Annotated in this window: 11 protein-coding genes; 1 reads left to right on the top strand and 10 read right to left on the bottom strand. The window is 70.5% G+C overall.

Annotated elements, in window-relative coordinates:
• Window positions 1-140 precede the first annotated feature (140 nt).
• Genes ABME02_RS16810 through ABME02_RS16820 form a run of 3 tightly spaced genes read right to left on the bottom strand, consistent with a single transcriptional unit; the run spans window position 141 to window position 5,166 of the window.
• Entirely contained in the window at window positions 141-1,535 is a 1,395-nt protein-coding gene (locus tag ABME02_RS16810) for a mannitol dehydrogenase family protein (RefSeq protein ID WP_353816501.1), read from the bottom strand.
• Entirely contained in the window at window positions 1,532-2,923 is a 1,392-nt protein-coding gene (gene uxaC / locus ABME02_RS16815) for a glucuronate isomerase (RefSeq protein ID WP_353816502.1), read from the bottom strand. Before uxaC ends, ABME02_RS16810 begins: the two co-directional genes overlap by 4 nt.
• 2 nt (window positions 2,924-2,925) lie before the next feature.
• Window positions 2,926-5,166, bottom strand: a complete 2,241-nt coding sequence (locus tag ABME02_RS16820) for a glycoside hydrolase family 2 protein (protein WP_353816503.1) — start codon at window positions 5,164-5,166, stop codon at window positions 2,926-2,928.
• Window positions 5,167-5,314: 148 nt separating this feature from the next.
• On the opposite strand from ABME02_RS16820, the gene ABME02_RS16825 reads away from it, so the two are divergent.
• A complete protein-coding gene (locus ABME02_RS16825) occupies window positions 5,315-6,532 on the top strand; it encodes a helix-turn-helix transcriptional regulator (protein WP_353816505.1) in 1,218 nt (405 codons plus the stop codon).
• 55 nt (window positions 6,533-6,587) lie between these two features.
• Here ABME02_RS16825 and ABME02_RS16830 read toward each other — a convergent pair whose 3' ends face one another.
• From ABME02_RS16830 to ABME02_RS16860, 7 genes are all read right to left on the bottom strand, one after another.
• The gene (locus ABME02_RS16830; protein ID WP_353816506.1) at window positions 6,588-8,090 is read right to left on the bottom strand and encodes an MFS transporter; all 1,503 of its coding nucleotides are present in this window, start codon (window positions 8,088-8,090) and stop codon (window positions 6,588-6,590) included.
• A 224-nt stretch (window positions 8,091-8,314) separates the two neighbouring features.
• Complete coding sequence (locus ABME02_RS16835; RefSeq protein ID WP_353816508.1) at window positions 8,315-9,118, bottom strand: SDR family NAD(P)-dependent oxidoreductase; 804 nt, start codon at window positions 9,116-9,118, stop codon at window positions 8,315-8,317.
• A gap of 39 nt (window positions 9,119-9,157) precedes the next feature.
• Entirely contained in the window at window positions 9,158-10,903 is a 1,746-nt protein-coding gene (locus tag ABME02_RS16840; protein WP_353816509.1) for a family 43 glycosylhydrolase, read from the bottom strand.
• Window positions 10,900-11,055 (bottom strand): hypothetical protein, encoded by a 156-nt coding sequence (locus ABME02_RS16845; RefSeq protein WP_353816511.1) that lies wholly within the window; start codon window positions 11,053-11,055, stop codon window positions 10,900-10,902. The genes ABME02_RS16840 and ABME02_RS16845 overlap by 4 nt, the downstream gene beginning before the upstream one ends.
• Window positions 11,056-11,175: 120 nt before the next feature.
• Entirely contained in the window at window positions 11,176-12,009 is an 834-nt protein-coding gene (locus ABME02_RS16850) for an SDR family NAD(P)-dependent oxidoreductase (RefSeq protein WP_353816512.1), read from the bottom strand.
• Window positions 12,006-13,244 carry a glycoside hydrolase family 1 protein gene (locus ABME02_RS16855; protein ID WP_353816513.1) on the bottom strand — a complete coding sequence of 413 codons (1,239 nt, stop codon included), beginning with the start codon at window positions 13,242-13,244 and terminating at the stop codon, window positions 12,006-12,008. The genes ABME02_RS16850 and ABME02_RS16855 overlap by 4 nt, the downstream gene beginning before the upstream one ends.
• Window positions 13,245-13,311: 67 nt before the next feature.
• Complete coding sequence (locus ABME02_RS16860) at window positions 13,312-16,008, bottom strand: family 78 glycoside hydrolase catalytic domain (RefSeq protein WP_353816515.1); 2,697 nt, start codon at window positions 16,006-16,008, stop codon at window positions 13,312-13,314.
• Window positions 16,009-16,058: the final 50 nt, after the last annotated feature.

The raw sequence follows: 16,058 nt of genomic DNA on the forward strand, positions 1-16,058 counted from the left end.
TCGCCGAGGCCGGTCAGGCCGTCGTCGGTCGTGAGCTTGAGGGTGACGAAGTTCCGGTCGGGGCTGGTGACGATGACCTCAGCCTTGTCGATGATCATGCTCATGCGGTGCTCCGTGGATCGTGGGTGAGCGGTTCGGGGTCAGGATGTCTCGAGCGTGGCGATCGCGTCCGAGACGCGGGTCGCGAAGCCGGCGTCGGCTGCGAGCCGCGCGTCGAGCACGGTCAGCAGGGCGTGGCGGGCGGATGCGTCGAGCTCGGCGATCGCCGCCCGGTCGATATCGTCCGGTGCGGAAGCCGTGCCCGCCCGTACGCCGAGCATCCAGGCGGCGATCGCGGCGGCGCATCCGCTTGCGGGCCGGCCGGCCTCGAGCTCGCCGACCGCGACGGGCACGATGCGCAGGCGCGCCTTGGTGGTCGAGTCCTGTGCGATCTGGGCGAGCCGGTGCTCGATGCGGGGGTTGCGGAAGCGCCCGAGGAGCGCGGCGCGGTAGTCGGCGAGGTCGACGGCGGAGAGCTGCCGGGCGTCGTCGTCCCAGAGCGCCTCGACGAGGCCGAGGCACACCGGGTCGTCGATCGCGTCGGACACGACCGCGTGGCCGCGGGTCGGACCGAACGCGGCGAGCACCGTGTGTGCGCCGTTCAGCATCCAGAGCTTGCGGTTCTCCCACGGCACGATCTCGTCGACGAACCGGGCGCCTGCGGACTCCCAGTCGGGGCGGCCGGCGGGGAAGTCGCCTTCGAGCACCCAATCGGCGAACGGCTCGGTCACGACCGGCGCGGCGTCGAGCCATCCGGTCGCGTCGAGCACCGCGCGTGCCTCGGCGTCGACGTCGATGGCGGGCGTGATGCGGTCGATCGAGGTCGACACGACCGCGACCGAAGTGCCGAGCCATCCGGCGAGATCGGACGACGCACGGCCGGCGAGCTCGGTCAGTGCGCGCCGCAGGAGCCCGCCGTTGTCGGGCAGGTTGTCGCAGGGCACGAGCGCGATCGCGCCGGATCCGGCGCGGCGGCGGGCGTCGAGGGCGAGCAGCACCCGGCCCAGCGCCGTCGTGGGCAGCGCCGACGTCGGTTCGCCGGTGTCCGCAAACGCGGCGGCGAGAAGGTCGACGTCCGATGCCACGGCGGCGTCCTCGAGATTCGGCGAACCGTCGGCGGCGAGCCGGTAGCCGGCCTCGGTGATCGTGAGCGTGAGGATCGCGATCTGCGGGTCGGCGACGGCCGCGACGAACGCGGCCACGTCGTCGCCGGCCTCGACGCGCACGATCGACGGGACCAGCTCGAACCGGTCGCCGTCCGCGGCCCGCTCGACGAGGGTGTACAGGCCGTCCTGCGGGGTGAGCCGGTCGACGAGGTCACGGCTCCGGCCGGTGAACGCGACGATCCCCCACTCAGCGGCGTCCGAGGCGTGTGCGGTGTACCAGGCCTGGTGGGCGCGGTGGAAGGCGCCGAGCCCCAGGTGCACGATCCGCTCCGGCGGAGTCGGCGCGTCCGTCGCGGCACGAGCGAGCCGGATCGAAGTGTCGGCGGTCACAGCTTGAACACCTCTCGGGGAATGGCGTCGACCAGGTCGTCGATGATGCGCTCCGCGGCATCCATTCGGACCCGGCCTTCGACGACGAGGCGCGCGAGGAATCCGGCGTCGACCCGTCGGGCGGTGTCGTGGCGTGCCGGGATCGACAGGAGCGCACGTGTGTCGTCGATGAACCCGCTGCTGCGATAGAAGCCCGCGGTCTCGGTCACCGCGGCCCGGTAGCGGGCGATCGCGTCGGGTGCGTCGAGGAACCACCACGGCGCGCCGACATAGACGCTCGGGTAGAACCCAGCGAGCGGCGCGAGCTCGCGCGAGTACGTCGTCTCGTCGACCGTGAACAGCACGAGGTGGAAGTCGCGTTCGAGGCCGTAGCGCTCCAGCAGCGGGCGGATGCCGCGCGTGAACTCGGTCGCGACGGGGATGTCGTGCCCGGTATCCGCACCGAACCGGGAGTGCGTGTGGGTCGAGTGGTTGCGGAGCACGCCCGGGTGGATCGTCATGACGAGCCCGTCGTCGACGCTCATCCGCGCCATCTGCACGAGCATGTGCCCGCGGAACGCGCGCCGGTCCCCCGAACTCGCAGTGCCGGCCAGCACCGCCTGGAACAGCCGCTCGTCCTCGCCCGGATCGAGCTCGACCGTGAACAGCTCCTCGACCCCGTGGTCGGTCGAAACCGCGCCGTGCCGGATGAAGTGATCCCGCCGGTCCTCCAGCGCACCGAGGTAGCCGGCGAAGTCGCCAGCGTGTCCAGTCGCGCCGAGCAGCCGCTCCACGTTGCCCGCGAACCCGATCGCGTCGGGGTCGAGGTACCGATCGGGGCGGAACGTCGGCACCACTCGACCGCCGAGAGCGGATGCCGCGAGCGCCGCATGCTCGGACAGGTCGTCGAGCGGGTCGTCGGTGGTGGCGAGGAACTCGATCCCGAACCGTTCGAACAGCGCGCGCGGCCGGAACTCCGGACGCGCGAGGGCGGCCGCGATCTCGTCGTAGGTCGCATCCGCGGTGTCGGGGCCGAGCGGGCTCGTGATGCCGAAGACACCGTCGAGTTCCTCCTCGATCCAGTAGCCCGATGCCGTCCCGGCGAACCGGTGCCAGTGCGCGGCGAGCGCGCGCCACACCGTGCGCGCGTCGCGCCCCGCCCGCTCGTCGACGACCAGGTCGGCGAGGTCGACCCCGGCGGCGTGCAGGAGCCGGGTCACGTAGTGATCGCCCGTGAGCAGCAGCGCCACCGGGTCCGCGTACGGCTCGTCGCGCAGCAGCAGCGACGGCGGCACGTGGCCGTGCGGCGAGATGATCGGGCTGCCTGCCACGCGCGCGTGCAGGTCGAGCGCGACCGCCCTGGTCGACGGGTCGGCCGGCAGCAGGCGTGCGGGATCTCGTGGCGGCATGGTCACTTGGCGATGAGGTTGAGCCGGGCGTTCAGCGCCGCCACGGTCTCGATCGACACGCCGCCGGCCTGCTTGATGAGCTTCTCGACGCTCATGCGGTCGACGATGGCCTGCATCGCGGGCGGGATCTCGACGCCGTGCCCGACCTCGCCGCGGCTGGTTGCGACGGCCTCCATCACCGAGGCGATGACGCGCGCGCCGTCTTCCGACTGCTTGATGTCGCCGAGCGAGTCCCGCACGGAGTAGAACCCGTCGGGGCTGGGCAGCTCGGCATCGTCGAACCAGTTCGCGATGGTCGTCGTGGGCATCACGCTCGCGGCCGGCACCTCGTCGACCTTGCGGAGCATGACGGTGTCGACGAGCGCGCCCGAGCGGGCGGTGATCTCGTGCTCGCCCGTCAGCGGCACGCGGAAGCGGAAGGCCCGGCGGCCCTCGACGGCGCCGATCTCGACGCCGTCGACCGACAGCACCACCCGGTCCTGGTTGGAGTAGACGATCACCTCGGTGACTTCCTCCGCCCGCTCGGCGCGGCGCCGCCCGGCGACATGCACGAACGGCTCGCTGGACCAGGCCGCCTTGTAGAGGTAGAACGCATCCTTCTTCAGGGTACGGTCGAACGACACGAGCCCCTTCTGGTTGCGGCCGGCCGCGCCGCCCTCGTCACGCCCGGCCGATCCGAAGTCGGCGAGGTTCCACACGTGCGTGGCCCACAGCCACGGGCGCCGCTCGATCATGGCGAGCATGTGCTCGTGGTACAGGGCCTGGTAGCCCTCGGTGTAGTCGCCCTTCTCGGGTGCGGCGGACTGGAACTGCGCGTTCGCGTCTGCGCCGTATTCGGCGAGGCCGATCGCGATCTCGGGGTACGCGGCGTGGAAGTCGTCGAGCCAGGAGTCGTTGTCGGCGGCCTCGCCCACGTACCAGCCGAAGTAGAGGTTGTACGACATGACGTCGGGCAGGCCGACGAGCGGGTGGTCGGTCTCGAGCAGGAAGAGGTTCGCCATCGCGGTCAGGCGAGTGGGGTCGAGCTCGTGCGCGAGGTCGTTCAGTTCGCGGTGCGCCGCGACCACCTCGTCGCCCGAGCCGGCGAGGGTGATCTCGTTCGACAGGCCCCAGCAGACGATGCTCGCGTGGTGGCGGTTCTGCACGATGAGTTCGGTGAGCTGGTCGCGCGCGTTCCCGGTCGCGCCCGGCAGGAAGACGGTGATCTGCGGGATCTCCGCCCACACGACGATGCCCGCCTCGTCGCAGAGGTCGTAGAAGCGCTGGTCGTGCTGGTAGTGCGCGAGCCGCACCGTGGTGACGCCGAGTTCCTGCAGCAGGGCGAGATCCTCCTGCCTCATCTCCTCGGTGATCGCGTTACCGACGCCCTCGCGGTCCTGGTGGCGGGAGACGCCCCGCAGGGGGTACTCCTCGCCGTTCAGGAGGAACCCGCGCTCGGGGTCAACGGCGAACTCGCGGCAGCCGAACCGCAGGTCGACGGTGTCGAGCACCGTGTCGCCTGAGAGCAGCTCGGCGCGCGCGGTGTAGAGGTGCGGGTCGCGCAAGCCGTGCCAACGGCGCACGCGCTCGATCGCGAGGGATGCGTGCGCCTTGCCGTCGACGAGGGGCACGGTTGCGGCGGCTTCGCCCTCGACGGTGAAGCGCACACCGGTCGCCGCATCCCGGACCGTCGCTCGGGCGTGCAGTGCCACCTCGGCGCGGTCGCCCTCGAGCGTCGGGGTGACGGTGAGGCCGGGGCAGCCGTGGTCTCCGAGGTCGAAGTGCTCGCGGCCGACCGTGATGCGGTGCACGTCGCGGTAGATGCCGCCGTAGAAGGTGAAGTCGGCCTGCTGCGGGTAGACGTGCTCGTTCGCCGCGTTGTCGACGATCACGAGCAGGGTGCGTGCGCCGGCGGCGAGGCCCTCGGTCAGGTCGACGCGGAACGTCGAATAGCCGCCGTCGTGGCGGGCGAGCAGTCGTCCGCCGAAGTGCACCTCGGCCGACGAGTTCACCCCCGCGAACTCGATCCACGTCTCGTCGTCGGCTGCGTCGGGCTCGATGACCCGTGCGTACGTCGACCGGCCGCGACGGTACTCGCCGCCCGCCTGGCCGTCGATCGCGTTCCACGTGTGCGGCAGCACGACCTGCTCCCCCGCCGCGGCGACGTCCTCCCAGCTCGAGGCCGTCGACAGTTCGACCGGCGCGAACGCCCAACCGTCGTGGATCGTCACGACTCGTCGGGGGTGGCTGGCATCGGGCGTCATGGGTGCCTCCTTCGACGTGGATGCACCGGCGCGCGCCGGTGCGGCTTCGCCCACCGTACGGAGCCGGCGCGACGGGATGATAGAACTGGTCACGCACGATCAGTACTGATTCGGCACCAACTCCTGAACTCGATGAACCGAGGCCCTGATGACGACGACGTCACCCCCACCGAGTCCCGCGACGCTCGAACCGGTCGCGGTCGCCGTGGCCGAGGTGCTGAGCTGCCCGGTGCAGCTCGCGACCGACGTCGCGGCGGCGCTCGACGAGTTCGAGGCCGCGCACTGCCTCGATCCCCGCATCCAGCCCGCGTTCACCGCCGCCGTGCTGCGCGGGTTCGTGCGGGAGATGGAACCACAGGCCGTGCACGAGATCCTGGAGCCCCTCGGCATGGCGATCGCTCTGGCACGCTGGGACGACCGTCTGCTCGTCATCGGCCCCTACACCCACGAGCCGATGCACCCCGGAGTGGCCGAAGAGGCCATGAGCCGACTCGGCATCCCCATCGCGCACCTGCCGGCCTACAAGCTGTACCGGACCCGCTATCCGATCGTGGACGCCGAATACGTCTACCGGGGTGCCGCTGCGATGCTGCGGGCCGCCGGGAGCGAGGACCTCCTCGGGAGCCTTCGCCAGGTCGTCGCCGAGGGCGGCGCGATCACGCCGGGTTTCGGCGAGGCCCCGCAGTCTGCCGCCTTCACGGTGATCGAAGAACGATACCGGCTCGAGCGGGAGTTCATGGATGCGGTCGCGGACGGGTCGTCCGAGCGCGCACTGGCGGCCCTGCACCGGATGGGGCGGATGCCGCAGACGATCAGCTACCTGTACACCCCGTTCCTCGGCACGACGATCCTGCGGATCATGGCGCGGGTCGCGGCACAGCGCGGCGGGCTGCCCCCGGTGACGATCGACGCGATCTCCCAGGAGTACGCCCAGCGCCTGCACCGCATCGGACACACCTCCGACCAGCGTCGCGCCGTCTCGTTCACGGCGCAGATGGTCACGGACTTCTGCCGCCACGTGCGCCGCCATCAGCAGCGCACCTACCCGCAGCTGGTCCGGCAGGTCGCCGATGAGATCGACCTGCACCTCAGCAGCCAAGTGTCGACCACGGAACTGGCGGAGCGGCTCGGCGTCTCGGCGTCGACGCTCGCACGCAGGTTCAAGGCCGCCACCGGCCTGACCATCGCGGCCTACACGGCCAGACAGCGGGCCGAGCGTGCGGGCCGCCTGCTCGCCACCACGTCGCAGAGCGTGCGCGACATCGCCCTGTTCGTCGGCTACGACGACGCGAACTACTTCGTGAAGGTCTTCCGCGAGGCGCACGGCATGACGCCGACCGCGTACCGCGAGGCGCACACGACCTGACGCACGCGGGGGCCGCGGATCGCGTCGGATCCGCGGTCCCCGAGCCGGAGCGAGGTCAGGCGAGGACGCCCTCATCCTCGCGCTCAGCCGCCTGCAAGGCGGCCTTGCGCTCGCCGACACGCTTCTGCACCTCGATCATCTCTGCACGGTCGAGCTTGTAGCCGCGCATGGCGATGAGCGTGCACGCCCAGCCGAGGATCGGCAGGCCGAAGAACAGCAGCAGGCTCATCAGCAGGATCGGCGTGGACGGGCTGTCCGTTGGTTGGGGCATCACGGTGGTGAACCCGATCAGGGCGACCGCGCCGAGCGCGAGCGTCGCGCCGAGCGAAGAGATGACCTGGTCGACGATGTTGTACGTCGCGGTGACCGTGGCGGGCAGGAACTTGCCCGACCGGTCCAGCTCGTAGTCGATGACGTCAGCCCGCATGGCACCCGACGCGACGGTCACGACCATCGAGGCGCCGTTCAGGAGCAGGTACACGAGGAAGAACCCGATCGTGAGCGCCAGGTTGCCGAGGATGGACCCCATGTCGACCACCAGGCAGAAGACCGTGAGCAGCGCGGCGAGGATCAGGCAGGTCCACGTCCAGGTGACGGTCGCGGCCTTCGAGCCGTGCTTGCCGGTGTAGCGGGCGCCGAAGATCGCGAAGACGATGCCCGGGAGGATTGCGATGAGGCCGAGGACTGAGCCGAGCTGCATGTCACCGAGCAGGATGCCCCACATGAGCGTGGCGATCACGGCCTGCGATCTCACCACCTGGGCGAGCTTGTCGGACGCGCCGCTGATCAGGTACCGCTGGAACGGCCCGTTCTTCGTGAGCAGGTTCCACATGTCGCGCATCGAGACCTCGGCCGTGGCCCGGTCCACCGAGAGGTGGGCGAAGTTCTCGGGCTTGTCGATGCGCGAGACGCCGATGCAGGCGAGGATCTGGAACACCAGCGAGCATGCGACGTACGTGAGCGCAGTCTCGCTGAGCATCTCGACCGTGAACTGGTTGCCGTGGCGGGGCAGGAACACCACCGTCGAGAGGATCGTGAAGATCGCCGGCACGAAGTACGCGTAGACCGTCGACCACAGCTGCACGGTCGGGCGCTGCCGGGGGTCGTTGGTGAGTACGGGCCCGGCCATCTGGCCGGCGATGTCGTTCATCGAGGAGCCGATGATGTACACGACGTACATCGCGATGAAGAAGCCCGCGCCGAGTCCGGTGTCGGCCGCCCAGACGAACAGCATGAGGATCGCGAGCGACCGGATGAGCCATCCGCCCAGCATGAAGAACCGCAGCTTGCCGAACCGGAAGTTCACCTTCTCGATGATGAGCGCCAGCAGCGGATCGATCAGGCCGTCGAACACGCGGGTGAACGTGAGGATGAGTCCAGCCGCGGCGACCGCGATGCCGTAGCCGGCGTTCTGCAGGTAGCTCATGAGGCCGACGAGGACGTAGAAGATCATCGCCGAGCCGTTGTTCATCTGGGAGAGGGCGATCTCCCAGGTCTTCGCGCGACGGTACGTGACGCCATCCGCCTCGCTGGCCGTCTGCTTCGGGTTACGCGCCATTGCGTGTTCGCTCCTTCGAGAATCCGCTCGGCCGACCGACGGTCGTTCCGACGGTCGCTTCATGAGCTGAAGGCAACAGTAGGAAGCGGGAAGGCCCGCCGAGTAGAAGGCGTCGAGCGGGTGTAGAAGGAAATCGGCGCCGTGTGCGGAGCCGCTGCCCCGGCGACGGAAGAGGGCCGGAGCGCACGACTGCGCTCCGGCCCTCATCGACGGGAACCCGCCCATCACGCCTCGAGGAGTTCGCCCATCTGCTTCGCGATGAGCGTGGTCGCGAACTTCGGGTTCAGGCGGGACAGCCGATCCATCGCCGCGGCGTCGGAGCCGATCGTGGCGCGGAACCGCCCCTTCTCGATGGCGGCGACGATGACCCTGCCGGCCTCGACCGGACTCGTGGTCTTGTAGGCGGTGTTCTCTGCGGAGGTGCCCCCCGCGAGGTCGACACCCGAGTTCGCGGCGATATCGGTGCCGATCGCTCCGGGAAACACCACGGAGACCTGCACCTTCGTGTCGAGGAGCTCGGCATACAACGCCTCGGTGAGGAGCTTCACCGCGGCCTTGGACGCACCGTAGACCGCCTGCCCCGGGACCGGCGCATACGAGCCCATGCTCGCGACGTTGAGGATCGCAGCCTCCGGGCGTGCGAGCAGCGTCGGCAGGAACGCCTTGCACATGTTCATGACGCCGCCGAAGTTCACGCTCATGACCTTGTCGATGTCGGAGAACGGTAGGTCGACCACCTTCACGAACTGCTGGATCACCCCGGCGATGTTCACGATGCCGTCGACGGCTCCGTGAGCCGCGTCGACCGCGGCGGGCAGCGCCGCCACCGCGTCGCGGTCGGTGATGTTCACGACGTGCTGCGAGAACCGGCGGTCCGCGTCGGCGAGGCGCGCGGTCTCGGCGAGTCCGTCAGCGCTGAGATCAACGCCCGCGACCGAGGCTCCGCCGGCGAGGAGCCGGAGCGTCGTCTCGCGGCCGATCCCGTTGCCCGCACCGGTGACGACGAAGACCCTGTTCCTGATGTCCATGTGATGTCCTGACTGTTGGGAGCGTTCGAAGTGGGCGGATCAGCCGAGGCGGGTCACTGCACCGGGCGTGACGCCGGCGCCGTTGAAGCTGTCGACGGCGAACCAGTACGCGTGACCGGCGTTCAGCGATCCGACCTCGAGGTCGGTCCGGTCGTAGACGAGCCACGAGTGGTAGAGCTTGTCGGGCGAGAGCCCGTAGCGCACGTTGTAGCCCACGGCGCCGGGTGCGGCATCCCAACGCAGCGACGCCGTGCGCGGGTCGTGGCGTTCGCCGCCAACCTCGACCGCGTCGGGAAGCGGGACGTCGGCAAGGCCGAACACGCGCAGCCCGCTCACGGCGAAGACGCCACCGAAGGGCAACGCACCCGCGGTGACCCGCACGTGCCGGGCACGCTGCGCCTCGGGCAGCGCGATGAACGCGTGCGGGGCGTCCGCGCGCGTGCCGATCGTGTCGTGCGCGACCGTCCACTCGACGCCGTCGAGCGAGAGCTCGACGCGCACCTCGGTCGGCTGCGAGTCCGGGAAGACCGCACGCTTGCCGAACGTCGCCTTCGCGAGGTCGCGGCGCTTGGGCGCACGCGGCGCCAGGTCGTGGTCGGCGATGTTCACCTGCAGAGCATTGACGGTCGCCTCCGCGCCGAGGTCGAGTTGCAGCCACTCCCCCGGTCGGTCCGAGCCGGCGACCCACCATGTGCGCACGGACTCGTCGGTCGCGAGCGCCGGATCGTGCCCCTCGGCCGCCGACGAGGCGGTCGCCGCGGCGCGGTGCGACAGGAGCATCCAGCCCGGGGACGCCTCGCGCCACGGGTCGAACGGGCGGTCGGGTACCTGCATCGGGAAGTCCGCGAAGTTCTGGTTGCAGAACAGCACGCCGTCCTCGTCGAACCCGGCCGGGAACATCCCGATCCGCCGTTCGAAGTCGGCGTTGACCGAGACGCGCATGGTCGCGACGTGCCACCAGTTGCCGTGCCGGTCCTGGAAGGTGCTGCCGTGCCCCGCACCCGTGATGAACCCGCCGGGCTTCGATGAGAACGGGCTGTGCGGGTCGTACTCGAACGGGCCGAGCGGTCCGTCGCCGACGTAGCAGCCGTCGGCGTACGTGTTGAACTGGGTGCCCGGACCGGCGTACTGCAAGTAGTAGCGGTCGCCGACGCGGTTCATGTACGCGCCCTCGATGAACGGCGCGTCGCCGATGTAGGCGTCCATGATCTTTCCGCTCAGTCCACGCCGCACCTCGGGGACGTAGTCGTCTCCGGTGCGCTCCCATCCGCGGGTCGCGGTCTCCGCCGAGATCAGCGGCACCGGGTCGCCGAGGCTCTGCAGCGTCGAGCGGTCGAGTTCGACGCCGCTCACGGGCCGATTGTGCGAGCAGCCCCAGTAGAGGTAGAGGCGGCCGTCGTCGTCCTGGAAGGTGTCGGGATCCCAGAACGCGACATCGCTCGGGGCGACCTCAACGAAGTCGTCGGCGAGCGGGTCGACGCTGCGGAAGAAGCGGCCCTTCGTCTTCCGCGACGCTGTGAAGAGGAGCGCTCCGTCGACCTCGCGGACGTCGGGCGCGTAGTCGATCGCCGGGATGTTCTCGCTCGGCTGAAGCGTCCACGCGACGAGGTCCTCGGAGTGCCAGAAACCGCGGGTCATCGACGCGAACATGTAATAGCGGTCGCGGTAGAAGACGACCGTCGGGTCGGCGGCCTCGCGGTGCACGCTGCGCCCGACGAACGGCGTCCGTACGTCCTGGTAGCGGTAGGCGAGGTCGAGCGGGTTGCAGACGATTCGATCGGTCATGAGTTCTCCTGTGGTAGTCGTCGACGAAGCACTTGGGCGCTCAACTCCGCGCTGCGCAGGCGCGACCCGCCGATCCAGTTCTTGTGCGTCTCGAGGAGCGCGGCCTCCACGCGCATGGCGGCTGCGCGGTCGATGATCGCGTCGATGGGCATGGTCCCGGTGCCGAGCTCGACGCTGGCGCAGCGCGCGCCTGATCCTCCGTCGACGTGACCCGGCCGATCTGGATCTGCTGGATCGCCCTCAGCGGTCGGCGCCCGGATGGCGTCATCGGTTCAGACCGTCTCGCCCGCGTCAGCGAGGAGCGTACTTCCGGTCATGATGATCGAGAGGTCGCTCGCCGCGAAGAGCACGACACGCGCGATGTCGTCCGGCGTGCCCATGCGGCCGATCATGCTCGTGTTCATCACGTCGAGCGGCGGCATCTCGAGGCCGGCTGCGGCCGCAGCCTCCGCGCCCGCTTTCGCGGCCGCGATATTCCCCTCGGTGGGCACGAAGCTCGGGGCGACCCCGAGCACGCGGATGCCGAGCGGGGCGAGGTCGACCGCGAGCGACTTCGTCATGCCGAGCGCGGCATGCTTCGATCCCACGTAGGCGGCCATCCCCGGGAACGCCACTTGTACGCCCGCGGTCGAGATGATGTTGACGATGACGCCCCCGGAGCCGTCGGCGGACATGCGACGCGCGGCCTCGCGCGAACCGAGGAAGACACCGCGGGCGTTGACGGCGAACGTCGCGTCCCACATGTCGTCGGGCATCATCGTGACGGGCGCGTTCGGGAAGATCCCGGCGTTGTTCACCCAGACGTCGATGCCGCCGAGCTCGGCGACTGCGAGGTCCGCTGCCGCCGCGACCGAGGCCGCATCGGCGACGTCGGCCCGCGTGCTCGCGACGCGGACGCCGAAGCGCTCGGCGAGCTCCGCGGAAGCCGTGCGCGCAGCATCCTCGTTGAGGTCGATCAGCAGCAGGTCGGCGCCGGCCTCGGCGAGGCGCGCCGCGATGGCTTTGCCCAGGCCCTGCGCCGCGCCGGTGACGACAGCTCGCCGACCGGCGAGCGAGAGCAGGTCGGTCAGGGAGCGGGTCGAGACGTCCGCGAACGGGAAGCTCATGCTGCGGCCTCCGTCGCCTCGAGGCCGTTGCGGGCGGCGACCTCGCCGAGCCACGCGAGGCTCGGCTTCGGGGTGCGCGCGAACGTGTCGCGGTCGACCGCGATCAGGCCGAAGGTCGGCTCCCAGTGGCCCCACTCGAAGTTGTCGAGCAGCGACCAGTGCAGGTAGCCGCGCACGTCGATGCCGTCGGCGATGGTGCCCGCGAGGCCCTCGAGCGCCGCGGTCGTGTACCGGATGCGCTGGGCGTCGTCGGCGGTCGCGATGCCGTTCTCGGTGATGAGGATCGGGGTGTGCTCGCTGACCTCCCATGCGTGGCGCACGGCCATCGCGAGGGAGTCGGGGCGGTACGCGGTGCCGACGAGCGTGTTGTCGGGATGCGGCGGGTGCGGCACGAGGCCGTTCGCATCGACCTGCTGGCTCGAGTACGCCTGCACGCCGACGAAGTCGTCGCCTCGGCTGCCCTCCCAGTAGACGTCCTCCTTGCCGTACCGGATCTGCAGCAGCTTCTCCTCGCCGCCGGGCACGGCGGTCAGCGCGCCGGCCGCGATGGTCCAGCCGACCTTCGCGTTGGTGCGCTCACGCACGATCGCGCGCGCGGCGTGGTGGATGCGGGTGAACATGCGGCCGATCTCGGGATCGGCGTAGGTCAGGAATTGGCCGTGCTGCTGCTTCTTCTCGTCGTCGCCGTCGGCCTCGACCGTGGGGCTGGTCCAATCGCCACCGGACGCGGCGAGGTGTCGCATCGCGGTCATGATGGCGGCCTGCATGTTCGGCTCGTTCATGGTCACGACCCACTCGACGCCGTCGAGGATCGTGCACGCCTGCTCGACGAACGCGCAGAACAGTGCCTCGGCGTCGGGGCCGTCCCACCCGCCGAGCGCGGCGAACCACTGCGGCGTGGTGAAGTGCTGGAGCGTCACGACCGGGGTCACGCCGTGCTCGAGGCAGGCGTCGATCATGCGGCGGTAGTGCGCGAGCTCGGCCTTCGAGAAGTACCCGCGCACGGGTTCGATGCGCGACCACTCGAGGCTGAAGCGGTAGGAGGTGAGCCCGGACTCGGCGAGCAGGCGGATGTCCTCGGCGTAATGGTGGTAGCTGTCCACGGCGTCGCCGGAGAGCTCCATGCCGGGCATCATCTGTTCGCGGGCCCACCAGTCGCTGTTGACGTTGTTGCCCTCGATCTGGTGGCCGGCGGTCGCGGCGCCCCACAGGAATCCGTCGGGGAAGGTCGTCATGGGTTCGTTCCTCTCGTTCGTTGAGCGGTTGGGTCGGGGTCGGATGCGTCGGGGTCGGTCGGGCGGTTCAGCTGGCGGCCGGCACGGCCTCGGCCGAGGGCAGCAGGGCGGATGCCTCGAAGGCGCCGGGTCCGATCCGGTGCTCGCTGCCGTCGGGAAGGACGACGCGCGCGACGGTGCCGGACGGGATCTCGGCGGCCAGAGCCATCCGCTCGCCCTCGATGCGCCACTCGACCGAGATGGTGCCCTGCGGGCTCTCGTGGGTGCCGCGCGCCCAGGTGATCCCGCCGCCCGGAACGGGTTCGATCACGAGGTGTTCCCACGCGATCGAGTCGGCCTCCTGCCGGAGACCGAGCGTGTGCGTGTGCAGGAAGCGCATGGCTGCACCCTTGCTGTAGTGGTTGAGCGACTCGTGGGCGTCGCCGTGCTCGTCGATGCCCTCCCAGTCCTCCCAGATCGTGGTCGCGCCGCGGTCGAGCATGTACCGCCACGACGGCGCGGTGCGCTGCTGCAGGAGCTCGTACGCGACATCCGATCGCCCGTGGTCGGCGAGCACGGGGAGCAGGTCGCCGGTGGCGAGGAATCCGGTGCCGACATGCGTGCCGGCCGCCCGCACCAGTTCCACGAGTCGGTCGACCGCTCGCTCGCGGAGCTCGTCGGGGACGAGGCCGAACGCGAGGGCGCGCACGTAGGCGGCCTGCGTATCGGTCGTGGTCGTGCCGTCCGGGCACAGGTAGGCCCGCCGCCACGCGTCGGCGATGCGCTCGGCGGTCGCCGCGTAGCGGGCGGCATCCTCGTCGCGGCCCAGGATGCCCGCGATGCGGGCGAGCGTCGCGGTCGATCGGTGCAGGTAGGCGGTGCCGACCTCGCCCTTGTCGGCCAGGAACCAGGCCATCGGGTTGTGCGTGATCGGATCGATGCGGTTGCCGTCGGCGTCGCGCTGCTTCGGCTCGGTCCACTCGCCCCAGTGGAAGGTGCCGTCCCACAGGTACTGCTCGAACGGCTCCGGTTCGGGCGACGCCTGCGCACGGCCATGGTGCCTGGTCGTGCGCGCCTGCTCGAGCGCCCACTCGACCCAGCGAACCATCGCGTCGACGTTCTCGGCGAGCACCTGCTCGTCGCCGTATGCGAGGTAGAGCTCCCACGGAACGGCGACGATCGCGTCGCCCCAGCCCGACGAGCCCGTCATCATCGCGAACTGGTCGTCGAGGTGGTGCTTGATGCGCCGGCCGTCTGGCGAGAAGTTCGCGATCCGGCCGTCGTCGAGCTGGTCGTCGCGCACCGAGCGCAGCCACTTGCGGCTGAAGCCGTGAACGTCGTACAGGCGCGTCGCCATCGGCGCGAAGACCTGGAAGTCGCCGGTCCAAGCGAGCCGTTCGCGGGTCGGGCAATCGGTCGGCACGTCGACCGCGTTGCCGCGGAAGCTCCAGTCAGCGATCTCGTGCAGGCGGTTGAGGTCGTCGTCGCTGCACGCGAAGGTGCCGGTCCGCGCGAGGTCGGTCTGCACGATGCGCATCTGCAGGGAGGGCGCCACGGCCGCGGCGCCGTCGGACCGCGTGATCCGGGCGTAGCGGAAGCCGTGCACGGTGTGGCGGGGCTCGAACTCGCCGCCGCCCTGCTCCCCAGCGACGACCTCGTCGCGCTGTATGAAGGGCTTCGGCGCTTCGCCCGGACGCTCGGAGTCGAGGTGCGAGGTGTCGAGGTCCCCGTCGCGGCCGAGCGCCTCGCCGTACTCGATCACGGTGCGGGTGCCCGGCGCGCCGAGGTCGGTGAGCCGGATCCACCCCGAGGCGTTCTGGCCGAAGTCGGCGATCCACACCCCGCCCGCGAGGTGACGCAGCGCGACGGGCGTCCGGGTCTGGACGACGCGGACGGGCGGCGCGGGCGACCAGTCGATCGTGGGCGGTGCCTTGACGACGTCGAGGAGGACGGATGCCTCGGCCTCGCGCGATGCGGACAGGTCGAGCGTCTGGCCGTCCATGAGGTCGGCGCGGGTGATCGCCGACCGGCGGCTCGTCCAGGTCTCGTCGCTGCGCACGACCCGGCGGGTGCCGTCGGCGAGCTCGAGGTGCAGTTCGGCGCGAGCGCCGAGCGTCGTGCCCCATCCGGCGGGGAGCCGGAACGCGCCGACCTGACCGCGGAACCACCCGTCCGAGAGCTCGAGCTCGATCGTGTTCCCACCCTCACGGAGGAGGGCGGTGACGTCGGCCGCCTGCGCGTAGAGCGTGCGTTCGTACGATGTCGAACCCGGCGCGAGCTCGATCGTGCCGACGCGCTCGCCGTTCACGGTCGCCGCGTAGACGCCGAGCGCGGTCGTGTAGAGCCGCGCGGACACGACCTCGCCGGCGAGCGTGAACCGACCCGCGAGCACGTGGGCAGCACGCCGCCCGTATCCGGGGTCGTCCTCGGAGCCGACGGGCGCCTCGACCGGCGAGATCCAGTGCGCGGTCCAGTCCCCGTTGAGGAGGCCCGCCTCGAACCCGGACCAGTCCGACCACGCGGCATCCGCCCCGGGCTGGTCGGCGGCCACGCGCCACCGCACCCGCTGCCCGCTGCGGAGCGCGGCGAAGGGCCATGCCGCCAGGCGGTGCCCGGCGACGGCGGCGGTGACAGGCGATGCTCCGTCGATCACCGCTTCCACGAGATAGGCCGTACGGGGCCCACGGTCGACCGGATCCTTCCACGAGAGACGGGGGGCGGCGCCGGTGACGCGGAATCCGTCACCGCCGCTGTCCACGGCGAGGTCGTAGGGGTCAGTGCGCATGCTGGTTCGCTTCCGTTGGAATGCGGTACAGGTCGGGCGGGTCGCGTTCC

Source organism: Agromyces zhanjiangensis (assembly GCF_040496055.1).
Taxonomy (GTDB): domain Bacteria; phylum Actinomycetota; class Actinomycetes; order Actinomycetales; family Microbacteriaceae; genus Agromyces; species Agromyces zhanjiangensis.